The sequence below is a fragment of the Microlunatus panaciterrae genome, from assembly GCF_016907535.1.
GTDB lineage: Bacteria > Actinomycetota > Actinomycetes > Propionibacteriales > Propionibacteriaceae > Microlunatus > Microlunatus panaciterrae.
Window position 1 is genome coordinate 886,784 of record NZ_JAFBCF010000001.1, and the last position, 26,367, is coordinate 913,150.

Annotated in this window: 17 protein-coding genes; 10 read left to right on the top strand and 7 right to left on the bottom strand. The window is 66.8% G+C overall.

The annotated features are described in order from the left end of the window. Positions 1-121: 121 nt before the first annotated feature. Entirely contained in the window at positions 122-583 is a 462-nt protein-coding gene (locus JOE57_RS03935) for a (deoxy)nucleoside triphosphate pyrophosphohydrolase (protein ID WP_204916493.1), read from the top strand. A gap of 31 nt (positions 584-614) precedes the next feature. On the opposite strand, the gene JOE57_RS03940 is transcribed toward JOE57_RS03935, so the two are convergent. Further along, positions 615-1,448, bottom strand: a complete 834-nt coding sequence (locus tag JOE57_RS03940) for a sugar phosphate isomerase/epimerase family protein (protein ID WP_204916494.1) — start codon at positions 1,446-1,448, stop codon at positions 615-617. A gap of 173 nt (positions 1,449-1,621) precedes the next feature. Between JOE57_RS03940 and JOE57_RS03945 the strand changes: the two genes are divergently transcribed. The 5 genes from JOE57_RS03945 to JOE57_RS03965 all read left to right on the top strand — a co-directional run bounded on the left by JOE57_RS03945 (position 1,622) and on the right by JOE57_RS03965 (position 8,017). Continuing rightward, complete coding sequence (locus JOE57_RS03945; protein WP_204916495.1) at positions 1,622-2,413, top strand: SDR family NAD(P)-dependent oxidoreductase; 792 nt, start codon at positions 1,622-1,624, stop codon at positions 2,411-2,413. An 82-nt stretch (positions 2,414-2,495) separates the two neighbouring features. Continuing rightward, positions 2,496-3,950, top strand: coding sequence for a four-carbon acid sugar kinase family protein (locus JOE57_RS03950; protein ID WP_204916496.1), 1,455 nt, complete (start codon positions 2,496-2,498; stop codon positions 3,948-3,950). A gap of 104 nt (positions 3,951-4,054) precedes the next feature. Beyond that, entirely contained in the window at positions 4,055-4,435 is a 381-nt protein-coding gene (locus tag JOE57_RS03955) for a helix-turn-helix transcriptional regulator (protein WP_204920202.1), read from the top strand. A gap of 5 nt (positions 4,436-4,440) precedes the next feature. After that, the gene (locus JOE57_RS03960) at positions 4,441-4,860 is read left to right on the top strand and encodes a VOC family protein (RefSeq protein ID WP_204916497.1); all 420 of its coding nucleotides are present in this window, start codon (positions 4,441-4,443) and stop codon (positions 4,858-4,860) included. Positions 4,861-4,933: 73 nt separating this feature from the next. Next, positions 4,934-8,017 carry a DUF3427 domain-containing protein gene (locus tag JOE57_RS03965; protein ID WP_204916498.1) on the top strand — a complete coding sequence of 1,028 codons (3,084 nt, stop codon included), beginning with the start codon at positions 4,934-4,936 and terminating at the stop codon, positions 8,015-8,017. 60 nt (positions 8,018-8,077) lie between these two features. On the opposite strand, the gene JOE57_RS03970 is transcribed toward JOE57_RS03965, so the two are convergent. Next, positions 8,078-9,070 carry an aldo/keto reductase gene (locus tag JOE57_RS03970; protein ID WP_204916499.1) on the bottom strand — a complete coding sequence of 331 codons (993 nt, stop codon included), beginning with the start codon at positions 9,068-9,070 and terminating at the stop codon, positions 8,078-8,080. 9 nt (positions 9,071-9,079) lie between these two features. After that, the gene (locus tag JOE57_RS03975; protein WP_338041143.1) at positions 9,080-10,786 is read right to left on the bottom strand and encodes a nuclease-related domain-containing DEAD/DEAH box helicase; all 1,707 of its coding nucleotides are present in this window, start codon (positions 10,784-10,786) and stop codon (positions 9,080-9,082) included. A 217-nt stretch (positions 10,787-11,003) separates the two neighbouring features. Between JOE57_RS03975 and JOE57_RS03980 the strand changes: the two genes are divergently transcribed. Continuing rightward, positions 11,004-12,584, top strand: coding sequence for an SIR2 family protein (locus tag JOE57_RS03980; RefSeq protein WP_204916501.1), 1,581 nt, complete (start codon positions 11,004-11,006; stop codon positions 12,582-12,584). A 124-nt stretch (positions 12,585-12,708) separates the two neighbouring features. Here the strand turns inward: JOE57_RS03980 and JOE57_RS19285 are convergent, their stop codons facing one another. The 3 genes from JOE57_RS19285 to JOE57_RS19120 form a co-directional block, all read right to left on the bottom strand. Beyond that, positions 12,709-12,960 carry a TraR/DksA family transcriptional regulator gene (locus JOE57_RS19285; RefSeq protein WP_204916502.1) on the bottom strand — a complete coding sequence of 84 codons (252 nt, stop codon included), beginning with the start codon at positions 12,958-12,960 and terminating at the stop codon, positions 12,709-12,711. Positions 12,961-13,125: 165 nt separating this feature from the next. Continuing rightward, complete coding sequence (locus tag JOE57_RS03990; protein WP_204916503.1) at positions 13,126-19,284, bottom strand: DUF3320 domain-containing protein; 6,159 nt, start codon at positions 19,282-19,284, stop codon at positions 13,126-13,128. A gap of 115 nt (positions 19,285-19,399) precedes the next feature. Beyond that, entirely contained in the window at positions 19,400-20,287 is an 888-nt protein-coding gene (locus JOE57_RS19120) for an NAD(P)-binding domain-containing protein (RefSeq protein ID WP_204916504.1), read from the bottom strand. Positions 20,288-20,428: 141 nt separating this feature from the next. Between JOE57_RS19120 and JOE57_RS04000 the strand changes: the two genes are divergently transcribed. From JOE57_RS04000 to JOE57_RS04010, 3 genes are all read left to right on the top strand, one after another. After that, on the top strand, positions 20,429-21,850 hold the full coding sequence (locus tag JOE57_RS04000; RefSeq protein WP_204916505.1) for a lactate racemase domain-containing protein: 1,422 nt from the start codon (positions 20,429-20,431) through the stop codon (positions 21,848-21,850). Positions 21,851-21,894: 44 nt separating this feature from the next. Further along, entirely contained in the window at positions 21,895-23,853 is a 1,959-nt protein-coding gene (locus JOE57_RS04005) for a DUF5107 domain-containing protein (RefSeq protein ID WP_204916506.1), read from the top strand. Positions 23,854-23,942: 89 nt separating this feature from the next. Next, positions 23,943-25,286: a polysaccharide pyruvyl transferase family protein gene (locus JOE57_RS04010; protein ID WP_204916507.1), complete on the top strand. Its 1,344-nt coding sequence runs from the start codon at positions 23,943-23,945 to the stop codon at positions 25,284-25,286. A 6-nt stretch (positions 25,287-25,292) separates the two neighbouring features. Here JOE57_RS04010 and JOE57_RS04015 read toward each other — a convergent pair whose 3' ends face one another. Beyond that, the gene (locus JOE57_RS04015) at positions 25,293-26,273 is read right to left on the bottom strand and encodes a pirin family protein (RefSeq protein WP_204916508.1); all 981 of its coding nucleotides are present in this window, start codon (positions 26,271-26,273) and stop codon (positions 25,293-25,295) included. Between the last annotated feature and the right edge of the window lie 94 nt (positions 26,274-26,367).

The window sequence follows — 26,367 nt, forward strand, 5'->3', positions numbered from 1 at the left end:
GACTCACCTCCGGGTCAGGTCTTGTGCTCTACCGCCGGCCCGGATGGAACAGGCCGCCACGACATTATCCGATCGCGACTGCCCGAAACCCGGGAGCCGCCGGCTGGCAGAGTGTCAGGTTATGACCGAGAAGATCCTCGTCGTCGGGGCCATCATCGTCGACGATCTCGACCGGCCGACCCGGCTGCTCGCGGCGCGGCGCTGCCGACCCGCCGAGCTTGCGGGTCGGTGGGAGTTCCCCGGTGGGAAGGTCGAGCCTGGCGAAGAACCGACGGCCGCTCTCATCCGCGAGATCGCCGAGGAGCTCCGGGTGGAGATCGAGGTGGGTGCGGAGCTGGCTCACCCGGCGGCGGGTTGCTGGCCCATCTCGTCCGTCTACGCCATGCGGGTCTGGTTCGTCCGGATCACCTCCGGCGAGCCTGTCCCTGCGGACTCGCACGATGCGGTCCGCTGGACCGAGACGTCGGATCTGGGTCAGCTGGACTGGCTGCCCGCCGACGTGGCCGTGGTTCAGGCACTGGTGCGCGAAATCCCTGAAAAGCTGGATGTCGATGGGTTCAGGGCTCGGCATCCACGCCTGTGAGCGTCGCTGCGGCCGCGGCAGATCCAGGTTTTCAGGGTGTGGCAGCGGCGATCCAGGCGCGGGTGGCCGGGAGGGCCTCGTCGAGGGAGGGCAGGTGCGGATGCCACTTGCGCTCCCACTCAAGCGAGAGCCAGCCCCGCCAGTGGTGGCGTTGAAGGATCGCGAGCAGGTCGCCGATGGGGAATTCGCCCGCTCCGATCGACACCGGACGAAAGCCGGTGTCGGCGTCCTTGATCTGCAGGTACGCCAGCCAGGGACCCAACAGCTCCAGCGACGTCTCGGCGGTCTCTCCGTGTGACCAGGTGTGCGCGGTGTCCCAGATGACTCCGAAGCTGTGGTCCGGGATGCGCTCATCCACCGCCGAGAGGAAGTTCGCGACCCGGGCACCGAGCGAGTGTGAGTCGTGGGTCTCGATCAGCACCCGGACGCCTAGCTCCCGGGACAGCTCATGCACAGCCAGCAGCCGGTCCAGCGCCAGCCTCTCCCCCTCGCTCAGCCCCGGACCCTGGCTCTCGTCACGCATGAACACGCGCACCGCGCCCGCGCCGATGTCGGCGGCAAGCCGCAGGTGGTCACCCAGCGTCGCCACTTCGCGGTCGGGCTCCCCTCCCTGTGCGCACAGACCGACGTAGCTGCAGACGGACAACACCACCAGCCCGGCGCTCTCCAGCCGCTGTCGGACACCCGCACGCTCGGCGGCCGTGAGCCCGGTGTTCAGGAACTCGTCTGCCGCCGCCCGGAGCTCGACGCCTCCGAAGCCGGTCCTGGCAGCAAGCTCGATCACCTGGTCGAGGCTCTCGCCGGAGCATCCCAGCGTCGAGAACGCGAGACCTGCAAGGCCGGTCCGGTCAATGGCTGTTGGCATCTTCCACCTGTTCGTCGTTGTTGCTCTGAACGAGGAGATGGTAGCCACCAGGGCCGCAGCCCGATCATCCGCCGGCGTCAACGGGCGTAACTGCCCCGGGGTCGCTGTCGCGACTGCCGACCTGACCGGTTGAATGGTGGCTGAGCCCATCCGATGTCGAGGAGTTGCCTGACATGACCGCCCCCAGCTTCGCCGTTGCCGCCACCTTCCCTGTCGAACGTACCGCCGTCCTCACCGGTGCAGCCTCCGCTCGTGGGATTGGCCGGGCGACCGCCGACCGGCTGGCGCGGGAGGGGTGGGCGGTCGCGATCCTGGACATCGACGGTGCGGCCGCCGAGCGAGCAGCCGCCGATATCGCTGCCTCACGGCAGGTGCAGGCGATCGGGGTAGTTGCCGATGTCTCCGACCAAGTCTCGGTGAACGCCGCCATCGACGCCGTCGAAGCGGCGATGCCGCCGATCGTGGGTCTGGCTAACCTCGCCGGCATCAGTTCCCCCGTCGAGTTCATGGACGAGACCGTCGAAGGATGGGACCGGGTCTTCGACATCAACATGCGAGGCACTTTCATCGTCACCCAGCGGGTGCTCAGGGGAATGATCGACCGCAAGCTCGGCCGTATCGTCAGCGTCTCGTCCATCTCGGCGCAGCGTGGTGGCGGCACCTATTCCAAGGTCGCCTACAGCGCCTCGAAGGCGGCCCTCCTCGGCTTCACCAGGGCGCTGGCCCGGGAGATGGGACAGCACAACATCACCGTCAACGCCGTCGCTCCAGGGCCGATCGACACCGACATCATGGGTGGCACGTTGTCCGAGGAGCGGAAGGCGCAGCTGGCTGCCGATGTCCTTGTGGGCCGAGTCGGCTCCCCGGATGAGGTGGCGGCACTGATGGCCTTCCTGATGGGCCCGGATGCCGGCTACATCACCGCCGCCACCTACGACATCAACGGAGGTCTGCAGGTTTCCTAAGCCCACGCGTGCGCTGGGCCTGGGACGTACGTCCGTGGTCCGCTGTGACGAGCACACGACCCAGTTGTGAGGAGAGTCGCCGATGTTGGAGGCAGAAGTCCTGGCCGCCTTCCCGCCGGAGGTGGAGATCTCCGCCGAGTCCGTGGCGGCCTCCGTTGCCGAGACTGGACGGATCCTGGTCGTCCTCGACGATGACCCGACCGGCACCCAGTCGGTGGCGGACCTGCCGGTGCTGACCAGTTGGGAGGTCGGCGACTTCCGCTGGGCGCTTTCTCAGGGTGCAGCGGCGGTCTATGTACTGACCAACACACGGAGCCTGGACGCCGAGGAGGCGCGGCGGCGCGTCCGCGAGGTCGTCACCAATGCCCTGCTGGCGGCGGACGGAGTTGATCTTGGTTTCGTCAGTCGCAGCGACTCCACCCTGCGCGGTCACTTCCCGCTTGAACCAGAGGTCATCGCCGACGCTCTGAGGGCAGCTGCTGACATCAGCATCGACGGCGTGGTGATCGTCCCGGCGTTCCCCGATGCCGGTCGCATCACGATCGGTGGCACGCACTATGTCCGCGCCGAAGGCGGAAGACTCATCCCCGTGGCTCGGACGGAGTTCGCTCAGGATGCCACCTTCGGGTTTACCCGTTCGAACCTCGCTGAGTATGTGGAAGAGAAGTCCGCCGGCCGTTATCGCGCCGAGGATGTCGTCGTGCTCGATCTGACGGTCATCCGCGGCGGCGCCGCAGCGGTCGCCGACCGGATCGACCAGGTTGTCGACGCCGCGCCGATCGTGTCCGATGCCGTCACCGAGAACGACCTGCGTGCCCTTGCACTCGGGTTGGCTGAAGCCGAGCGCCGCGGCAAGAGGCTGCTCTACCGGGTCGGACCACCCTTTGTCCGGGCCCGCATCGGTCAACGGGCCAGGAGCCCGCTTACTCGCGCGGAGATCCTCATCGGCGCAACCCCGGCTGCGCTCGGAGGCGTGATCGTGGTGGGATCGCACGTCGGCCAGACCACCCGTCAGCTGCAGGAGCTGAACCGACGCCATCCGCAGGCGACAACGGTCGAGCTGGAGGTGCCCGCCCTGATGGAGGAGCCCACCGCCGGCCAGGAGATCGCGCGGGTGGTCGATGACGTGGTGTCCGGACTGGAGGCTGGTGACGTCATCCTGCACACCAGCCGGTTACTGGTCCGTGGTGGCGACGCTGCCGAGAGCCTGCGCATCGCGCGGACCGTGTCAGCGGTAGTGGAGGAGGTCATGCGGCGTGTCCTGCAAGAACGCCGTCCACGCTTCGTGATCGCGAAAGGTGGGATCACCTCGTCCGATGTGGCGACGCGGGGCCTGCAGATCCGTCACGCCATGGTGCGCGGTCCCATGCTGCCGGGCATCGTGTCGCTGTGGGAGCCGGTGGACGGCCCCGCTCAGGGCATCCCGTACGTCGTGTTCGCCGGCAACGTGGGAGACGACTCCGCCCTGGCCGATGTGGTACACACGCTCAGTGGTGCCCTCGGCGACGATCCGACGGGCGGTCGGCCCGCGCGCTGAGTCCGAAGGTGATCACCGTCGCGGCCGCCGACGGCGCAGTGCTGTGGGATGCTGGTCCTGTGACGTTGGAGGATCTGGTGCGGCTGCGCCGGTCCCGTGACCTGATGGATCGCGAGTATGCGAAACCGCTCGACGTTGCGGCGCTGGCTCGCACCGCTTTCATGTCGCCGGGCCACTTCTCTCGCAGCTTCCGCGCTGCCTTCGGGGAGACGCCGTACAGCTATCTGATGACGCGCCGCATTGAGCGGGCCAAGGCGCTGCTGCGGCGTGGTGACCTCACTGTGACGGAGGTCTGCTTCGCAGTCGGTTGCACGTCGCTGGGGTCATTCAGTTCGCGGTTCACCGAACTTGTCGGCGAGAGCCCGAGCTCATACCGGTCCCGACGCCATGACGAAGGCGCCGCGATCCCCGCTTGTGTCGCCAAGATCCACACCCGACCGGTGAGGAATGGAGAAGCGAAGCCCGCTGCACGGCCCGTATCGTGAGCCGCATGGACATCAAGCTTTCATCGTGCTTCATCGCAGTCGACGACCACGACAAGGCGCTCGCCTTCTATCGTGACGTTCTCGGTCTCGAGGTCCGCAATGATGTCGGATTCGAGGGGATGCGTTGGGTGACCGTCGGGTCGCCGTCGCAGCCCGACGTGGACATCGTGCTCGAGCCGGCCTTGGCGCACCCGAACGCCTCGCCCGCCGACAAGGCGATCATGGCGGAGTTGCTGGCGAAGGGTCTGCTGCGCGGTGTCATCTTCAGGACCGACGACTGCGACGCCACCTTCGAGCGGATCAGCGCCGCGGGTGCAGAGGTGCTGCAGGAGCCGATCGACCAACCGTACGGCGTCCGCGACTGCGCCTTCCGCGATCCCTCCGGCAACATGCTTCGCTTCAACCAGCCCCGTCGGAAGAACTAGTCAACCACGGACCATTCTCAAAGCCGAGGCTTGACGGTCGCCACTGTCGGGCCCGTGTGCAAAGCTCTCGGCCATGACGCAGCAGCCGGCGACTGGCCTTTATGAAGCCGTTCGCACCAGCGCCCTCGAAGACTTGATGGCGCGCCATCTCGACCTCTCGCCTACTTTTGGTCCCATCCCCCAGTCCGAGATTCCCGACGTGTTGGCTCGCCATGTGGGCACGGTGGTGGGCCGTGAGCTCGCGGGCAAGAGTGCCGAAGAGCAGAAGTCTCTGGTCAACGCGATCATCGCCACGTACGCGACTGAACACGATGTTCTGGTCGAGCTCGATCGGTTGATCGCGGTACATCGACACGGCGAGTTCAGGGGCCGCCGCTATCAGCGGCCTCACACGCCGCTGTCCGAGACAAGCCTGCTGACCAACTCCCCGGGCGAACCGAATATCAGTTTCGAGATCAAGACCGAGTTGGCCAGTGCCGACGCAGTCGATCTCCTGTGTGCCTTCATCCGCTTCGCCGGCGTCAGAATCATCAAGGAGCAGCTTGCGGAGCTGCGATCCTTCGGCATTCCCCTTCGCGTGATCACGACGACCTACCGCGGTGTGACGGAGCGCCGCGCCCTGGACCTGCTGGTCCGGGACCTGGGTGCCGAGGTCAAGGTCTGCTATGACGAGCACACCACGCGTCTGCATGCGAAAGCTTGGCTGATCAAGCGCAATTCGGGATATGACACCGGCTTCGTCGGATCGTCGAATCTGTCGCGGTCGGCTCTCCTCGACGGGCTGGAGTGGAACGTCAGGATCTCGTCGGTCGCCACCCCTTCCTTGATCCGTAAATTCGACGCCACCTTCGAGACGTACTGGAACAGCCCACTGTTCGAAACGTACGACCCGGACGTGGACGCGGATCGCTTTGACCTGGCTATTCGCCGATCGCAAGGCAGCAACGAGCAGATCATCGTCTCGGGTCTCGAGGTGCATGCCCGCCCACACCAGGAGCTCATGCTGGAGGCGCTTGAGGCAGAACGGGTGCTGCATGATCGGCATCGCAATCTGCTGGTTGCGGCCACCGGCACCGGCAAGACCGTGGTTGCCGCATTGGACTATCGCCGGATAGTGCAACAACTGGGGCGCCGACCCACTCTGTTGTTCGTGGCCCATCGCAAGGAGATCCTTGAGCAGTCATTGCGGACTTATCGAGAGGTCTTGGGCGATGGCAGCTTCGGAGAGCTGTACGTGGCGGGCGAACAGCCGTCGGGTTGGGCACACGTGTTCGCTTCGGTGCAGTCATTGTCCGCGGCCAGGGTGCGAGGGCTGCCGACTGACGCTTACGAGGTCGTTGTCATCGATGAGTTCCATCACGCCGCGGCCCCCAGCTATCAGGCTCTGTTGGAGCATCTGCGGCCAACCGAGCTGTTGGGCCTGACAGCAACACCAGAACGCACTGATGGCTTCGACGTCCGGGACCTCTTCGATGGCCGTTCCGCCTTCGAACTGCGCCTGTGGGAGGCGCTTGATCAGGACCTGCTGTGCCCTTTCCACTACTACGGCGTCGCGGACAACACCGATCTCAGCCAACTGGAGTGGCGTCGGGGTGGATATGCGACCGAGGGCTTGGACAACCTCTACACCGGCAACGACGCCCGCGCTCGGCTGGTCCTGAGGGCGCTCCAGGATCGTGTCGTCGACATCTCCACCATGCGGGCGTTGGGCTTCTGTGTCTCGGTCGACCACGCCAACTACATGGCGCGCGTCTTCCAGCAGGCTGGGATCAACTCACGATCGATCACCGGCGACACCCCGATGCCGGATCGGGAGAGGTGGCTGCGGGAGTGGCGTGCCGGCGACATTCAATGTGTCTTCACCGTCGACGTGTTCAATGAGGGCGTCGATGTCCCGACACTAGACACGATCTTGATGCTCCGTCCCACCGAATCGGCGACCGTCTTCCAGCAACAGCTGGGCCGCGGGCTCCGGCGCGCCGACGGCAAGGCGCTGTTGACCGTGCTGGACTTCATCGGGCAACAGCGGCGTGAGTTCCGCTTTGCTGATCGCTTCCGTATCCTGACTGGCGCCAGCGGTCGCGATCTCGAACGGCAGGTCGACGAAGGGTTCGGGTACCTGCCGTCCGGAGCGCAGATCGTGCTGGACGAGGTCAGTCACGGCATCGTGCTGAGCAATATCGTCCAGTCGCTTCGAGGCAGTAGGTCCGAACGAGTCCGAGAGCTTCGCGAGCTGGGCGACGTCGGGCTGACTGACTATCTGCAGGCGACCGGTCGAGAGCTCGGCGAGGTGTATGCCGGCGCGAAGAGCTGGACCGAACTGCGCAGAAGCGCGGGCATGGCGACGCCTACTGGCACTTCTGAGGAGGGGGCGCTGCTCAAGAAGCTGTGGCGCCTGACGTATGTGGATGATCCGGAACGGGCGCACTACTACCGGACGCTCTCGTCAGCCAACGGTCCGATGGTCGTCGACCTCGACGAGCGAGGCCAACGCTACGCGGCCATGCTTCTGGCGATCCTGTGGCCAGCGTGGGATGGGCTTACTGGGATCGACGACGGGCTGGGTAGGTTGCGGGCAAACGCGTCAGTCTGTGCCGAGATCGATGAGCTCTTGGAGCACACCAGCCAGGCGAACCGACGACTTGCCTCGCCCCTGGGCAGCGCGCTAGCGACGTTGCCGCTGTTCTCGCACGCCACCTATCACCGTGAAGAGGTCCTGATCGCAACCGGATGGGCGGCATTCCGACCGGGCGGTCGATCCCCCAAAGGTCACGCTTCGGGTGTGGTCTGGGCAGACGAGAGCCGCACCGACGTCTTCTTTGTCACGCTCCGTAAGGAAGAGGCAGACTTCTCACCGCAGACGCTGTACCGCGACTACCCCATCAGTCTGAATCGCTTCCATTGGGAGTCGCAGAACGCCACCGCTGTCGAGTCGACGACCGGCCAGCGCTACCTGAACCATCAACGGCTTGGTACGGAGGTGTTGATCTTCACCCGCCTGGTCAGGCGCAATGGCCTCGGCGCAGCGCCGTATCTGTGCCTTGGCCGGGCCTCCTACTCCGAGCACCGTGGCAGCCGACCCATCGCGATCACCTGGGACCTGGAGCGGCCGATGCCGGCCGACGTGTTCACCGAGGCCAGTGTGGTTGCCTCCTGACCTCCAGTGCCTCAGTGCACGCCGCAGCTTGATCCCGGCTGTGCCACGCCAGCTCCAAGGTCACCAGCGGTCGTGCACCAGTGGCCGGATGGATCGGTCGTACAGATCCGCCACCGCCGCCATGAACGGCTCGCCGAGCGGCGGCACCGAGCCGGCAGCCGCATTGGCCTTCGCCTGCTCGACCGAACGGGCGCCCGGGATCACGGTGCTCACTCCAGGTTGTTGGACCACCCAGGCCAGGGCCGCTTGTGCCGGTGTGACCTGGAAGGGCAACTCGGCCACCAGCGCCGCAAACTCATGCGCCGCCTCGACGCCGGTCTCGTAGTCCACCCCGGAGAAGGTCTCGCCCACGTCAAAGGAACTGCCGTCGCGGTTGAACGAACGATGATCATCAGCAGCGAAGGTGGTTTCCTTCGTGTACCGCCCGCTGAGCAGGCCACTCGCCAACGGCACTCGGGCGATGATCCCCACGCCCGCCTCCTCAGCCGCGGGCAGCACCTGCTCCAACGGCTTGCGGCGGAAGGCGTTCAGGATGATCTGGACCGTTGCCGTCCCCCGCCGGGAGATTGCCGTCAGCGCCTCGTCACAGGTCTCGACGCTCACGCCGTAGTTGGCGATGACACCCTCCTCGACCAGGGTGTCCAGCGCGTCGTAGATGGCGTCCTGGGAGTACACCGACGTCGGCGGGCAGTGCAGCTGGACCAGGTCGAGCTGATCCATGCCGAGGTTGCGGCGTGAACGGTCCGTCCAGGCCCGGAAGTTCTCCAGCGTGTAATTGGCGGGTTCCTGAGCCATCCGCCGGCCCATCTTGGTCGCGACGGTGATCAACAGGTCAGGATGGTCGGCGAGGAACCGCCCGATCAACTGCTCGCTGCGACCGTCACCGTAGACGTCGGCCGTGTCGAAGAAGCTCACCCCGGCCTCGACCGAGGCTGCCAACAGAGCCTGCGCCTCCGACTCGGGGACGTCACCCCAGCTGCCGCCGATCTGCCAGGTGCCCAGGCCGATCACAGAGACTGGACGTTCAGTTCTTCCCAGTACGCGTTCTTCCATTCGGCCAGACTAGGCGCTGACGCTGGCCCTCTGCGAGGGGGTGGTCGCTGCTCCGCTGCCGAACTTGCGCAGCAGTGCCGACCCGGCCACCTGCTCGATGTATTCCGGGTCACCGCAGACCACCAGTTCGTCGCGCGCACGGGACAGCCCGACGTAGAGCCGTTCCCTGGCCCGATCGCGTGGCTCGTTGTCGTTCACCGCCAACACCACAGCTCGGCGCTCCAGTCCCTTGAAGCCCAGCACGTGTCCGTAGAACACCTGATCATCGTCCCAGAAGGAGGCCCAGTAGGCGTCTTGGCTCTGTGCCTGGCGGATCACCTGCTCGGGGTGCCGCTTGCCGGTCGTCAGCAACGCGATGTCCTGGGCCCGCCAGCCTTCATCGAAAAGTGATTCAACGGCGTCGTCAGCTGTTCCGATCGCCTGCTCGGCGGCACAGGGAACCAGGCGTGCTTGAGGCCCGACTCCACCGCGGGCACGCATCCGCGTCAACGCGAGCGACTGGAAAGTGTCGGCGATCTGCCGGGTGTTGCGCAGGTTGTGCTCCAGCATGAACACCGCCTGGCACTCCGGGATCCCCCCGAACCGAGCGAAGACGCGCTGACCCTCGTCGCTGTAGACATAGATTCCACCCTCGGCTGGGTTTTTCAGTGCGGCAAGCACGGCAGCCCACCAGCGGTCGGCGAAGTCCTGTGCCTCGTCCACAACAATCGCGTCGAACCTTCGCCCGACCGGCAGGCTGGCGGCGATGGTGATCATCGAGGACGGCAGTTCCTCCTCCCAGTAACCGCTGTCTTCATCGCCGAGCACCGGAGGATGAGCACCCCATTGATCGATGCCCAAACCGTGGAACGTGCCGACATAGGCCGGCTGCTCCCTGCGTGGCCACTGGGTCGTCAGTCTCTGGAAGAAGGCCGCCAGACCGCGGGAGTAGCAGACGAGGGCCACCCGCTGCCCGGCCCTGGTCAGGCGACGAGCCTGTTCCATCGCCAACCAGGTCTTGCCCGACCCGGCACCGCCACGGATCTCCATTCGGTTCATCAACTTCGAAACCTCGAGCAGCATCCCCTGCTGCTGCGTCAGATGATCGGTCAGCACGTCGCGTTCGAGGGCCAGCGCCAGCACGTCATCCTGAGGGAGTCCGCGGCCGCGCAGGATCTCCTCGACGTCCTGCACGTCCTCGTTCGACGGCAGACGGTCTGACCCATGCTGCCGGATGGGGATGCGGGCGAGCTTATCCACCAGGTCGTCCAGGTCGTCGCGGCCGAACACCAGGTGGCGCGGACAGTCAGGCAGCGAGAAGTCCTCCGGAATGTGCGTGAACGGGAAGATCACGGCATGTCCATAACGGACTCTGCCACGCTGCCCCCACCGCGAATCCCGTTCGACGTAGCTGCGCAACAGGTACATGGCATCCCGCACCTGGGTGACCGGATCAATCGACTTTGCGTGACCACTCTGACTGGTCTGGGTCCAGCCGTCACCGTCGTGAGTCACCTGGCCGCCCTTGACCTCGACGGCGATCACGCCGGCGTCCGGTCGCGCCACGATGAAGTCGATCTCGGCGTTCTTCCGATCGTCGGTCAACCGCTGGTTGGCCCAGAGACGGTCCGTCATGCTCCGGCCGGATGCCAATTTCTCCGCAACGATCTTCTCCGCCAGCGACTCGTAGGCACGCTGCCCTCCCGCGCTCCCAGCCGATCCCCTGGGCTCAGACACTGGGCCTCCCCTCTCACGCTTCACTTCGCCCGCGACTCTCAGCAGCGGCTTCTACTGAGTATTCATAGCGAACAGCGCTGACAAGTCCGAACGAGCTACTAATGAATCTTGTCAGTCCGACTGCAAGGACTCCCGACAACTGGCAGACTGCTGCCTCTGACTCCAGCTCTACATCTCGCAATTCGCCGTATGAGCACAAATGAGAACGGATCACCAGATGGACTCCAATCATGGTCATGTCTTTGTCGTCAAAGGAAGGATCGGCAAGGTCGTCGCAGACGCTGCGGTTATATCGACCGACCTATTCTTCACCGTTGAGGATCACTGGCGCCCGGTGATTCAGCCTGGCGAGACCTCATTCGAGCCAGCGAATCACAAGCCATCCGATTGGGTGTCACGTGGTTGGGGTCGAAGCCCTGTCGATGGCCGAGAGGATCTCTGGTTCTTGGATGTCGCCTCGGATCGAGGCGAGGGCGACGACAGTTTTTCCCGGCTCAAGCAACTGCTCGATGCCATCGCGCAGAGCAACCTCAAAACGAAAATCCAAGGCAGGTTGCTGCCGTTGGTCGTTCTGCCGGTCATTGGCACTCGGGGGGGTGGGCAGGGCGCTCGTCGTGGCACTGTCGTCGACAGTCTTCTCTCAGTGTGTCAAAGATTCGTCAGCGACAACGCCATCGACATCGCCATTGTCGTTCCGAACCCTTCTTCGTATGGGGCGATTCAGCACCACCGTATACAGGCTAAGAATCAGTCTTTTCCTAACGTGGACCTCGAGCAGGCGTCTCGTTTGGGTCGCGCAGCGAGGGAAGGTTCGCTGGCCCTCTTCGTCGGCGCAGGTACCAGCGTGCCCGCCGGACTTCCAGACTGGAAGGCTCTGATTGCGCAGTTGGCGAACGTGGCTCAGCTGGACGAGGCCGTACTGCAACACTTCAAGAAGTTGAGTCCCTTGGACCAAGCGCAACTCCTCCATCAGAAGCTTGGCGATGAACTGGCCTCCCGTGTCGTAGAGATCATCAACTGTTCGCACACGGGGGTCCCAGCGTTGGCACACACCCTGCTCGCTGGCCTTGACTGTCAATGTGCCGTGACGACCAACTATGACCGCCTGTACGAAGAAGCTGCGCTGAACGGTCAGACCGAGCGTGTTACCGCCGTTCTTCCCTCAACCGTGCCGAGTGGCGATCAGCGCTGGCTACTCAAGATGCATGGCTCTCTTGATCGTCCGGAAAGTATCGTCCTCACCCGGGGTCAGTTCGCAGGGTTTGACTCTGCATATGGCCCGTCCGGGGCCGTGCTGCAGTCCTTGCTCTTGACGAAGCACCTTCTGGTCGTCGGCACGTCCATGACCGACGACAATGTCCTTCGATTGATTCATGAAGTGGCGGCCTACCGACGTAACGCGAGATCGTCCTCCACGAGCGGGTTCGACGAACAAGAGCGCAAATTCGGTACCGTTGTGGATGTGAGCGCAGACCGAGCTCGCGAGGCACTCCACGGAGAGCATTTTCACTGGCTCTCCATGACGGGTGAAACGGTGGCCGAGCGCGCACGTCAGCTTGAGATCTTCTTGGATGCAGTGAGCATGTTCGCCTCGAAGGACAGATCATGGCTTCTTGACCGTAGCTTCGAGTACTTGCTAACGCCGGAAGAGCGGTCCTGGGCCGACCTACTGCGGGATGCCGCAGATGCCGTGGCCGGCTCTGGTGAGCGCAACGGGGCGTGGAAGGAGGTGGCGGACGCACTTACCGGGTTTGGCGCACGTCCCGTGACCGGCCCTGGGACCACCGGTGGCATGTAGGGCAAGTGAATCGGGCTTCTGTCCACCGTTGACCGCCAAGAGCCGGAGGCTCCGAGTCATCCGTTTCAGCCCAACCACGCGGCGCGGTTTGAGAGCAGTGGTCTAAATGCGGTGTTGCACTGGATCAGCGGCTACAGCTGACGCAGTGCCGGGCCTCAGGTCGGGCGATGAGCCTGGCTGTGGGGATGTCGCGACCGCATCGCTCACACCTGCCATAGGTTCCTTCGGCAAGCCGCTGCCGGGCGGCCGAGAGCTCGCTGAACGAACGCTCGGCCTGGGCGAGCAGCGCCGAGTCCCGAGCCTGGTCCAACGAGACCGTCGATCCCTCGGGGTCGTGTTCGTCATCAGCGGTGGTCAGACTGCGTGCATTCCTCATGGCGTCGATCGCCGCCCTCAGCGCCTCGCACTGGGACCGCACATGCTCGAGGCGATCGCTCAGAACGGCCCGGCAGCGAGCCAGATCCTGTTCGTCCAGTTCGACCTCCAATGCCGTTGAGAGGACCTTTCGGCTGTCCGGTCGCACACCGGCTGACAGTAGCGCTCAGCTCGCAGCGACGAAAACTCCACCTGCGGTCCGGGCCAGATCGCCACGGTCGAGCGCCATCTGCAGGCCCACCTGTAGCCGCTCGCGGATCGCGCTCGTCAACCGGCTGCCTCCGAAGACGACGTTCGTCTCCCGGAGCAGATCATCCTGCGTCATCCCGGCGGCCTCACGGCAGAGAAAGACCATGGCATTGCCAATCTCCCGAAGGCTGATGTGCTCGATCGGTCGCTCGCTGCCCGACTGCTGTCGGCGATACCCGGACCAGCTGGCCTGGTCGACGTCGCGTGGCCAGGCGAAGGGCTCCCCCGCGCGGTCCCACAGCTCTCGCGGAACCGTCTGCAGAATCGACTGGGCCCGACCTTCACTGAGCCGGTTGAGGTCGAAGCTGCGCGCAACCAGACGGGCCAGTCGGTCGGCGTGGACGGGACCCTCCTGTTGCACGACCTGCTCCACTACCTGGCGAACCTGCGCCGTCGCCCGAGCTGCCGGCAGCCCGTTCAGCACGCCTCGCGGGCCGACGATGGTGGACGGCCATGCGGCGAAGCGGTTGTCCTCGTTGCGCGTTGCGGTGCGACGAAGTGCCTCCGTAATTGGCCCTTCGACAGGCTCAGGGCGCGGGGATCTGGGCTCAGGGCGCGGAGCTCCAGGCTCAGGGCGCGAGAATCCGGGCTCAGCACGCCCTTCGACAGGCTCAGGGCGCGGAGCTCCGAGCTCAGGGGTACGCCCTTCGACAGGCTCAGGGCGCGAGAATCCAGGCTCAGGGCGCGAAGATCCAGGCGCGGCGGTACGCCCTTCGACAGGCTCACGGCCCGAGAATCCAGGCTCAGGGCGCGGGGCTCCAGGCTCGGGGCGGGCGTCCGGCTGCTCGACCGCCCGGATCAGCCGCTGGATGGTGGGCTCCGGATCGCGCAGCCAGGCGGGCAGCCAGACCCGTTCCACGGCGGGCCAGCGAAGCATCCGGGACAGCACCTCGATCGGCAGGCCGTCGCGGTCACCGACGGTGCCGCGCCTGGCCCAGTCCGGGCCGTCGAGCAGGACAGCGAGCCGCGGGGCATCGGGTTCTGCGGCGCTGGCGACCTCGAGATCGATCTTGAAGTCGGACAGCCCGACATTGGTGCTGACCACCAGACCGCGCTGCCGCAGCACCTCGGCCACCTGTTCGCGGTGCCGGTCGGGCAGGCTGGGGCGCCGCTGTCGGGTGACCAGAGACTCGAGCACCTGGGGCCCGGAGGCTGCCATGTCCAGGTACGCCCGCAGGTCCTTGATTCCCCGCGAGGACGTCTCCTCGGTCCGCAACTGCTGAGGGTCGAACGAGGAGAAGACGATCACCCGTCGGCGGGCGCGGGTGACGGCCACGTTCAGCCTCCGCTCGCCGCCCTCCCGGTTCAGCGGCCCGAAGTTGAGAGGCAGCCTGCCGTTGTGGTCGACGCTGAACGCGGTGGAGAAGAAGATCACGTCCCGCTCGTCGCCTTGGACATTCTCCAGGTTCTTCACGAACAGGCCGTCATCGGCGTCGTCCAGCGCCTCGAGGATCCGGTCGTCGCCACAGTCACGCAGCAGCGACTCGATCAGCGTCCGCTGCTGGATGTTGAAGGTGACGATACCGATCGACGGCAGAGTCTGTGGGGATCCGTCGAAGCGGCGTCGCACCTCGGCGACGATCGTCTCGGCCTCCACCGGGTTGGTGCGATGCAGCTTTCCACGGGTGCGCTGGAACTCCCCCTGCACCCGGACCAGGCTGACCCCGACGTCGTCCACCCCGTCGGCCGCGGCGCGGCGATGCGGCGCCGGGAAGGAGGACAGCCGATCCTCGTAGTACAAGGCGTTGCTGAACGCGATCAGCGACTCGTCCTGACTGCGGTAGTGCCACGACAACCACTGCTGTGGCACCCGCGCCTGGACGCACTCGGACAGGATGCTCTCCTCGTCCTCCACCACGCTGAGCGTGTCGGCCAGCTCGGCGAGCTCCTCGTCACCGATGTCCAGCGACGGTTCGCCGAAGCTGGTCGGAGGCATCTGCTTGGAGTCTCCGACAACGACGACCGACTTTGACCGGCCGATCGCCCCGATCGCGTCCGCGACCCGGATCTGCGAGGCCTCATCGAACACCACCAGGTCGAACAAGCCCTGCTGGGCCGGAAAGAACCGAGACAGCGAGTCCGGGCTGACCAGCACACACGGCATCACCTGGGTGATCAGGTCGCCATACTGCGCCACCAGGCTCCGCACGGTCAACCCACGCCGCTGTTTGCTCAGCTCGCGGCGGAGCGAGCCGATGCGTCCGGACTCGTTGGACGAGTTGAACGGCCGGTTGGCCAACACCTGATGTGGCAGCAGCGCGGCCTGCTGCGCTCGCAGCGAGGCGGCGGACATGGTGAACCGGCTGATCGTCTTGTCGTGCACCTGCGGATCGAAGGCGGCCAGCCCCGTCGCTCCAGACCGCTCGGCCAACGACGCTGTGGCCACACCCAGGTCGAAGGCCTGAACCGCGTCGTCGGCGCGCACGCGTCCGGTCAACAGCGCGGTCCGGGTCGCCGCCAGGCCAGCCTGCCGGATGGGTTCCAGGGCGGCGACGAAGGCGATCCAGCGCCGCAGATCGAGCAGCTGCGGGTCATCAAGGTCGCGCTGACCCGTACTGTTTCGCCACGTGGTGACCAGACCGCAGCCGGCGGACCATGACGCCGCGTCCTCCGGTGATGCTGCTGTCACAGCCTCCAGCCGGGTGAAGGCCGCGACCAGCGCGCCGAGGCTGCCCAACTCGTGCTGGCCCAGTTGCCGGCCGGGGCCCAGAAAGCTGCGCAGGGACGGGCCCACCGGCCGGTCAGAGTCCGGGGCGACACAGGCGGAGGCCCACTGAAGCCATCCAACCTGTGCGTCCAGCTGCTCGGTCGCGGCAGGCGTCAGCGGGTTCCAGTCCTGCGTGATCATGATGCCCGGGATCTTGGCGGCCTGCCGGCCCAGATCCCACGCCAACTGCTGGGTCTGATGCAGCTCGGCGACCAGGACTGGCACGTCCTTCGGTTTCACCGACGCCTCCGGACGCAGACCGGGGCGCAACTGCTCGAGTACCGCCTTGAGCCGCTTGCGCCGGCCGAAGAAGCCCGAGGCAGCCGCCGCCTGCGCCTGCTCGAGGATCTGTGCCAGCGGCAGGTTCAGCACCGCCGGCGTGGCCAGATGCATACCGGGATGCTGCGTCGCTGCGAAGTCGACGGTGCGAGAACGTACGTCGTCCACCGCTGGCCGCCAGAACGGTCCCCGAACCTCGTCGAGTACCCACAGCTGCCCCTGTGGACTGGTGAGGATCTGGTTGACCATGGCCAGCTCCTGCGCGTTGCCCACCTGGTCGAGCACGTCGGCCAACGGATGATCACCGGGAATGGCGGCAACGGCGGCGTCGACGGCGCGGGCCGCCTGCCGGATGGCGTCCGGATCGGCACGCTGCGGGTCCATCGCGCCGACGAACCCCCACGGGTGCTCGGGCCTGGGGTTGGCCAGATCGGCGGTGTCCGGAAGGTCACGAAGGACGGTGCGGATGGTCGCGGTGCGGTCAGCCGCCTCGGGAGCGCCTACCAGATGCGGCGGCACCGGCAGCTCCTGGCTCAGGTGTCCGAGCGCGAGGCGACCGGTGTGGGCCGAGTAGAACGACAACCCTGCCGGGTTGGTGGAGTGAATGCTCCGTGCATACCGGTCGAGGCTCTGCCGGGTCGCCCGGAGGCGTTCCTGCTCCGCCGCGAAACCTTGCGCGTCGATGTCGATCCGGGCGTCCAGTGCCTGCCGGATCTGGTTGCGCACCACCACGGGTTTGCTGCCCTTGTCGTGCAGGTCAAGTGAGAAGAGGCCCATACCTACGTCGTCCAGCCGTTTGCGGACGACGTCCAACGCCGCCCGCTTCTCGGCGACGAAGAGCACCCGCTGGCCCTCCGCCATGGCCCTCGTCAGCAGGTTGGTGATCGTCTGTGACTTGCCCGTGCCGGGAGGACCCTCCAGGACGAACGTCCTGCCGGCCACGGCGGCGGCGACCGCCGCGAGCTGGGAGGCGTCCGCCGGCACCGGACAGGCGGCAGCAAGCTCGTCCAGGTCGATGCCCTTCGACAGGCTCAGGGCGCGAGGATCGGGGCTCACGGCGTCCGGATCGATGCCCTTCGACAGGCTCAGGGCGCGAAGATCAGGACTCGGGGCGTGGGGATCAGGGCTCAGGGCGCGAGGATCAGAGCTCAGGGCGCGGGGGTCCTGAAAGGTTTCGGTCGGGGTCTCGATCAGGTGCCGGACCAGCGGGTTGGCGCTGAAGGCCTGCCACTGCTCGTCCAGGTCCTTCCAGAGCCGGAACTTGGCGAACTGCAGCACGGCCACATGGGCGGTCTCCTCGACCCGGTAGGGCAACCCGGCCTGGTTCACCGCCAGCCTGACCGACTGGAGGGCGGCGTTCAGGTCGATGCCGGCCGCATCATCCTCTGGCTCGGACAGGTCGGGGATCTCCAGCCCGTGCACCTGGCGCAGCTTCTCCAACAGACAGAAGTTGGGCGCGCTGGTGCCGCTCTCGTCCAGGCCGATCCGGTACAGCCCACCGCGCCCCGCAGGCTTGAGCTGCACCGGCACCAAGATCAACGGGGACCGCAACGGACGACCGTCCAGTTTCCACACCAGCGAGCCGAGAGCAAGATAGAGGTTGTTGGCGCCGCTCTCCTCCACGATCGTGCGGGCCTTGTAGGCCAGGTTGCGCATTCGGGTGGCATAGCCACCTGCCGGAATGTCGCAGAACAGCTGCGCCCGGCCGGTCAGCAGGGCTGCCCGATCGTCGGCCGGCAGCTCCCAACCGGAGACGAGTCCACGCGCCGTGTGCACGGCGTCGATCTGGTCGCGGGCCAGCAGCGTCACCTGCTTGGGCTCGTTGACGATGTCCTCCAGGGCGCCCAACTGACCGTCCGGAACCGACAGGGCCAGTCCTGAGCGGTCGGAGAAGTTGATCAAGCGATTCCGCAGCGACAGGTCGAGCAGGGCGTTCTTCCAGTTCTGCACCCGCGGCGGCGCCTCGACGCGGCCCCCAGCGGTGCGGCGCGCTGCGCTCCGGTCCGGGGCATACCCCGCCGGTCCCGATACCGCTGGACGGTACTCGAAGACCTGCACTGTGTCGTCGGTGCCGCGGACCCGGGCCGGCAACGGGATGATGCGGTTCCGGCGTGCCTCATAGATGTCGATCACGCCCTGCACCCGGTCGGCGTCGCCAGTGAGGTACTCCGCATATGGCCCGCGCTGCAGCCCGGCGAGGTCGGTAGGTCCCTGACCAGCAGTGATCAACGTCGTCTCGATCAACCCGACAGCCTTGAGGTCGATCAAGTTGATCAAGGCCGAAGGGTCGGTTGCCAAGACGTCCTGCATGGACGCCTCCATCCGCCAGTACCCGAGGAAGGCATGGCCCTGGACCAGGAAGACCAGCGGCCTGATGCCTGCCTGCTCCAACACGGCAGCCAGGGCGAGCGTCAGGTCGAGGCAGGTGCCCAGCGGGGTGTCGAAGACCTCACCCGGAGTCCTGATCTTCTGCCCCACGTCGGACCAGCTGGCCGGCGGTTCGGCGTAACGGATCTGCCGGCCGGCGGCCGCGATGACGACCGCGTTGACGATCTCGTCCACCCGCTGCTGGCCAGCCTGATAGCCCTCCAATGAGGGGCTGCCGGTGCTCCGGCCCAGAATCGTCGACGCCTCCACCAGCAGCCGCTCCACAGCCGGGTGGTTGGGCATCACGAACGAGGCGAGGATCTCGTCGGTGACGGCTGATCCGTTGCGCAGCCACTGGTTGGCCGCCAGAATCCGCACCGGGACCTGGCCGCGGCCCAGCAGCGCCTCACCATCACGCACCTCCACCTCGATGCTGCCGGGCCGCTGCTCCTCGACCTGCGCCATCTGCCCGGGATCGAGCCGCACCGGGATGTCCCTGAGCACCGTCTGCTGGTCGGCCTCGAGGTCGGCGGGGGTCTCGAACGGCTCGCTCAGCACCCCCTGCGCATCGCGGATCATCACCGTCACGGTCGCACCGCGGACAGCGACTGGTGATCCCGACAAGGTGACCTGGCCGATCACCGGGATCCGGTTGTGTGCCAGCGCATAGCTCAGCACGTCGATCGCCTGGATGTCGATCGTCAGCCGTTGACCGTCCGTCACCGTCGCTCCTTGCCGCGTCCCAGGTCACCCATCCTCTGCCAAGCCGAAGGCTGCCACATGCGGCTGACGGTTCCGCCGCTGGGCGGTCCCGGGCGCGGGCGACCGCTACCGGGGGTCACTCGGGTGACTGCCGCGCCTCGAGCAGTCGCACCATCGCGCTGGTGTCAAGGGACCCGAGGCCTGCGGCCTGTGCCGCGGCGTTGGCTCGGACGACGGCCTGAGCGACCGGAGGCTCCAGTCCGGCCCCCTCGATCATGGCCAGCGCCAACCGATTGTCCTTGGCCAGCAAGTCGATGGTGAAGGCCGGGCTCCAGTCGCCGGCGACCATCTTCGGGGCGATCTCCTTGAACAGGTTGCTGACCGAGGCTGCCCCGGACTCGGCCAGGGTGGTGTAGTAGAGCCCGGGGTCCAGGCCGAGGTGCGCTGCGGCACCCATGGTCTCGGCCGTGATCGCATTGATGGCTCCGAACATCAGGTTGTTGAGCAGCTTCACCATGTTGGCACTGCCCTGGTCGCCGACCCTGATCACCCGGGTCGCCAGTCCCTCGAGCACTGGCATCGCCTTGGCCAGGTCCTCCTCGGACCCACCCACCGGCAGCGTCCAGGCGCCGCAGCGGTGCGGCCGGCCGAGCACCGGCGCATCCAGGTAGCCCGATCCGCGTTCGGCGAGGATTGCGGCCATCTCACGGGTGGTGTGGGGGTCGACGGTGCTCAGGTCGATGACCAGCTCCGGCGGTCGTGCAGCCGCCTGCAGACCGTCGGCACCGGCGACCACGGCCCGCACCTGGTCCGGGCCCGGCAGCGACAGCAACACGATGTCGGCCGCCGCCGCCACTGCCGCCGCTGTGTCGGCGACCTCCGCGCCGGCCGCCCGCTGCCGCTCGACGGCGGCCTGGTCGAAGTCGCGCACCACCAGCCGATGGTGCCCGCGCAGGACGTCGGCAACAGCGGCGCCCATCATGCCCAGTCCGATGATGCCGATCACGCCGCGCTCGCTACCCACGCCTATCCTCTCCGAAAGCGGTGGTGCATCCTGTTCAAGATCACCGGTCCACCGCCTTGTCCGATGTTGGCTGCACTGTAGCGAGGCTTTTCAAGATCACGCTAGATTGCGGTCGCCGACCACAACCGGAAGAGGTTCACTGTGCAGCGCGTACGGCTGGAGTCTGGAGATGGCCACGTCGACGTCGACCTTCCCGACCATGCCGTCGTGATCCAGGCCGGTGAGGCCGAACACGAGCCGGTCGGCCTCGCCGATCCGGTAGGGGCGACCCGCTACGCGATCCAGCATCCCCTGGACAGCCGGCCTTTGCCGGAACTGGTCGGCGCCGGGTCGCGAGTCACGATCGCGTTCCCCGACCGGGTCAAGGGCGGCACTCAACCCACAGCGCACCGCAGGGTAACGATCCCGCTGGTGGTGGAGGAGCTGGAGCGGGCCGGCGTCCGCCGCCGGGACATCACCTTGGTCTGTGCCATCGGGCTGCATCGCAAGAACACCGCAGCAGACTTCGAGGCCTATCTCGGCCGTGACGTGCTCGACCTGTTCGAGCCGGAGCAGATCGTCAACCACGACGCCGAGGACCCCGACGGCATCGTCGCCCTCGAGCCGTCCGAGCTCGGCGACGTGGTCGAGATGAACCGACTGGTCGCCGAGTCGGACCTGACGATCTTGATCAGTCACGCCGCCGGAAACCCCTACGGCGGGTTCTCCGGGGGATACAAGATGCCGTCCACCGGCTTGACGACCTGGCGGTCGATCCGAGGTCACCACTCGCCCTCCAGCCTGCACCGCAGCGACTTCATCCCCATCTCGACCGGGAGCCGTTTCCGGCACCAGCTCGCCGCCATCGGCCGGCGGATGGAGGCGGCGCTTCCCCAGCCGTTCTTCACCATCGACGCCGTCCTCAATGCGCGCTCCGAGCAGGTCCAGGTCCGGGCCGGCAGCATCCCCGCGGTGGAGCAGGCCACCTGGCCGACGGCCGGGCATCGGACCGAGCTGACCATTCCCGGAGAAGCGGCCGACATCCTGCTCGTCGGGATGCCGCGCAACTTCCACTACGGCAACGGAATGGGCTCCAATCCGGTGCTGATGATGCAGGCGATCGGCGCCTCCGTCGCCCGAGCCAAGGCCGCCCTCAAGCCGTATCCGGTGGTGATCGCCACGTCCGTCTGCGACGGCTGGTTCAACGCCGAGGAGTTCCCGTCCTACCAGCACACCTACGAGCTCCTACAGACCGTGCACCGACCGGCGGACATGGTCAGCTTCGAGGACGAGGTCTGCACCGATCCAGGATATGTGGACGCTTATCGTCACCGCCTGGCCTATCACCCGTTCCACGCGTTCTCCATGATCTACATGGGCGGCCTGGCCCGTGAGCGGACCAGCGCCGTCTACATCGCGGGTGCAGCCAGCCCCGGGTACGCCCGCGGCATGGGTGCGATCCCGACCCGCACCGTAGAGGATGCGCTGGCCGAAGCACGCCGGCACACCGGCAACGACGCCCGGATCCTGGTGGTCCCCAGCCTGTCCAGGCCGGCTTACCACCTCCGCTCAGCCACGGCCTGACCCCGGCGTCAGGTCTCTGCCCGCCACCCGAGAAGGACTCCGCAATGGCCACCGCCTCCGGCACCTCGATCTACTCCCGACCGCTGATCCTGCCGTCGTCGGAGTTGGGTGAGCTGAACCCCCTGCCGCCGCTGCGGCCGAGCCGGGAGATGCACACTCTGACCGATCTGGACGGCCTGCCCGCAGACATGCGGGAGAACCTGGCGTACGGCCGGCTGGACACGGTGCTGCCCTACCTGCGTCAGGACGGTTACGACCGGCACCGGAGCCTGCGCGCCCAGCCGTCGATCGTGATGGAGAACGACCGGTTGCGGGCCACCGTCCTCCCTGGTCTGGGTGGGCGGCTGTACTCGCTGTGGCATAAGGCGACACAGCGTGAGCTGCTGTTCTGCAACCCCGTCCTGCAGTTCGCCAACCTGGCCCTTCGCGACGCGTGGTTCGCCGGCGGCGTGGAGTGGAACCTGGGCAGCACCGGTCACACCACCCTGACCTGTGAGCCGATGCACGCCGCCGTGGTGGATGGACCAGAGGGCGACCCGATCCTGCGCCTGTGGGAGTGGGAACGGACGCGCGGACTGGTCTACCAGGTGGACCTCTGGCTGCCGGCGGACTCCGAGCTGCTCTTCGTCGGCGTACGGCTGCAGAATCCGCAACAGGTGGACATCCCGGTCTACTGGTGGTCGAATATCGCCGTCGCCCAGACACCCGGGCTGCGGGTCGTCGCCCCCGCCGACGAGGCCTGGCATTTCGGCTACGAGCAGCGCCTCCAGCTGGTCCGGTTGAACGACAGCGCGATCAGCTATCCGATGCGGCACCAGTCCGCAGCCGACTATTTCTTCGAGATCCCCGACGGCCAGCGCCGCTGGATCGCCGGTCTGGACCAGGCGGGCAGCGGGCTGGTGCAGGCGTCGACGTCGATCCTGCGCGGGCGCAAGCTGTTCGTCTGGGGCGAGGGGTCTGGAGGTCGCCGCTGGCAGGACTGGTTGGCGCCTGGGGTGCCGGGCCATGGCTATGCCGAGATCCAGGCCGGCCTGGCCCGCACCCAGATGGAGCACCTCCGGATGCCGGCCGGCGCCAGCTGGGACTGGCTGGAGGCGTACGGCCGGATCGACGTCGACCCCGAGGCGGCTCACCACCCCGACTGGTCCCAGGCGCGACACGGTGTCGAAGACGTCCTGGACGGGTTGCTCCCCGACTCCGTCCTGACGGCCCGGCATCATCAGTGGCAGACCGTGGCGGAGTTGGGGCCCACCGGGCAGCGGCTCAGCACGGGCTCCGGCTGGGGCGCCCTCGAGCTGGCCAGACTCGCGGGAGAAGGCGCCGTCACCCTGGCCGGAACCCCCTTCCCGGCAGCGGACATCGCCGACCCCCAGCAACCGTGGCTCGAGCTCGCCAGGACCGGCGCCCTTCCGGTCCACCCACCCGCACTGCCGCCCACCGGCACACTGTGGTCAGACCCGTGGTGGGCGTTGCTGGAGGCCGCACCCGACTCGTGGCTGGTCAGCTATCACCGTGGGGTGGCGCGCTGGTGCCGAGGTGACCGGGACGGGGCTGTGCATGCCTGGACCCACTCGCTCGAGCTCACCCCGAACGCGTGGGCGCAGCGCAACCTTGCGGTGGCTGCGCTCGAGTCATCGGCCACCGGGGAGGCGCTGTCCCTGCTGCAACAGGCCATCCTGCTCGACCCCGCATCGGTCCCGCTGCTGCTGGAGACGATCGAGACCGCGCTCGCCGCGGGGGCGGCTGAGGTCGCTGCCGAGCTGCTACGCACGGTTCCTGAGGACCAGCGGCAGGACGGCAGGTTCCGGTTGGCCGAGGCCCGGACGGCGCTGCTGCGGGGTGACGCCGGAGCCGCTGCCGAGATCTTCGATGCCGGCTTCGACTATCCCAACCTGCGCGAGGGCGGTCGGATCCTGACCGAGACCTGGGAGGCGATCCAGCGGTCAATCGGGACGAGGCGGCCGCTGCCTGGTCGCTACGACTTCCGGATGTTCGACGGGTAGCCGTCCGGTCCGCCGGTTCTGCCGCCGGTGGCTCCCTTGCTAGGATCGGGCGAACCCCGGCCGGACGTCGACGACAGCGAGGAACCCCGTTGCCCAGAATCCTGGTACGCGCGCACAAGAACCCGTTCATGGTGGCGTCGGCGGAGAAGACCCTTTCCGACAACCTGATCGGTCAGAACACCGGGAACCTGGTCTTCAGCCAGGCCGTCTACCGACTGCTCTCCACCACCGACAACACCCTCTCCACCGGCGGCATCGGCAGCGGCACAGTCGCGGAGGAGCTGAGTGAGAAGTACGACCATGTCGTGGTGCCCTTGGCCAATGCGTTCCGCCCCAAGTATGTGGAGCGGCTCGACACGATGAGCGCGATCTTCGAGAAGCTCACCATCCCGGTCACCGTTCTCGGCGTCGGCGCCCAGGCCTCGCTGGAAGGCGAGCAGCGCAACGCTGACCTGCTCGAACCCGCGGTTCGCCGCTTCGTCCGGGCGGTGCTCAGACGATCGGGCTCGATCGGCGTCCGGGGTGAGTTCACCCAGCAGTACCTGAAGTCGCTGGGGTTCGGCGACAGCGACGTCGAGGTGATCGGCTGCCCGTCGATGTTCATGTACGGACCGGATCTCAAGATCAGCAAGAAGGTGGAGTCACTCGGCCCCGACTCCCCCATCGCCTTGAATATCTCCCCGTACGTGAAGGAGATGGGGCCGATCTCGCTTCGGCACGCGGAGCGTTACCCCAACCTGGTTTACATGGCACAGAACCTGTCGTCGCTGGAGCTGCTGCTCGAGGGCCACTACCCGATGGGCAAGAAGTCCCCGATGCGGACGTCGGGCGTTCCGGTGACGCTGGAGCATCCGCTGATCCGGCAGGACCGGGTGCGCTTTTTCCTCGACCCGTCCACCTGGTTCGAGCACCTGGCCCAGTACGACTTCTCCTTCGGCACCCGCATCCACGGCAACATCGCCGCACTGCTGGCTGGAACACCCGCACTGCTGCTGGCCCACGACTCCCGCACCCTCGAACTGGCGGAGTATCACCACATCCCGCACCGGTTGATCTCCGACCTGCCCCGGGACGTGGACGCCGCCGACCTCTATGCGGCCGCCGACTGGGAGCCGCTGAACGAGGCGCACCACGACAACTGGGTGAGGTTCAGCGGGTTCCTGGCCCGGCACCAGCTGACGCACGTCTACCAGCCCGGTCAGAGCGCGGAGATGTTCGACGCCACTTTGGCGGCGACGGAGTTCCCTCCTCCGGTGCGCACGCTGATGGGCGCCACCCCGGAGGAGCTGTACGCCATGAAGCGGGAGCTGGCCGAGGCGCATCATTCGAGGAAGGAGGCGCTGAAGGCCATGACGTCACGAGCGGTCCCACAGAACGTCACCGACTACGTCAGGCTGGCCGCACGACGGATGGTGCGCCGGGTGCGCCGCTGATCGACCTCAGGCGCGGCCCCGCGGCACGTGCGGCATGATCGCGTTCGGCGGGACGACCCCGAGCCGGCCCTGCTGGTAGTCCTCGATGGTCTCGACCAGCTGCTCGCGAGTGTTCATGACGAACGGGCCGTACTGGACCATCGGCTCGCCGATCGGCTGACCGCCCAGGACGATGGCCTCCATCGCCTTGGTCCGCGAGTCCTGCTTGCGGTCCGCTGCCAGCGTGATCCGCTGCCCCGCGCCGAGCACCGCCAGCTGGCCCGCGTGGATGGGCCGCTGTTCGGCTCCCACCGTGCCCGACCCTGCCATCACATACACCAGCGCGTTGTAGCTCGGCTGCCACGGCAGCGACAGTCGACCGTCAGGGTTGATCGACGCATGCAGCACCGTGATCGGCGTGTGCGTCGACCCCGGCCCGACATGACCGTCGACGTCACCGGCGATGACGCGGATCAGCGAGTCACCGTCGGCACCGGCCAGCAGCTTGACGTCGTCGGGCTGCAGCCCCTGGTAGGCGGGCGCGGTGAACTTGTCCTTGGCGGGCAGGTTGACCCACAGCTGGAAGCCGTGGAACAGGCCGCCGGCCTCCACCAGCTCCTCGGGCGGCGTCTCGATGTGCAGCAGCCCCGAGCCCGCCGTCATCCACTGGGTTCCGCCCTCGGTGATGACGCCGCCACCACCGTGGCTGTCCTGGTGAACGAACTGCCCCTCGATCAGGTAGGTCACCGTCTCGAAGCCACGGTGCGGGTGCCAGGGAGTCCCCTTCGGCTCACCGGCCTGATAGTCGACCTCACCCATGTGGTCCATCATGATGAACGGGTCCAGTCGCTGGTAGCTGATGCCGGCCATCGTGCGCCGCACCGGGAACCCCTCGCCCTCGTAGCCTTCGGGGGCGGTCGACACCGCGAGTACCGGCCGTTCGACCTCATCCAGCCGCGCCGCCCGCACCCGGGGCAGGGTCATCGTGTCCGCCGTCACTGCAGCCATGTTCACTCCTCGTCTGATTTAAGATTCAACTATATGTCATAACCGCTGTCGGCGGCAACGTATTCCGGGAGCGTGAACGCCAACAGCACCGCGG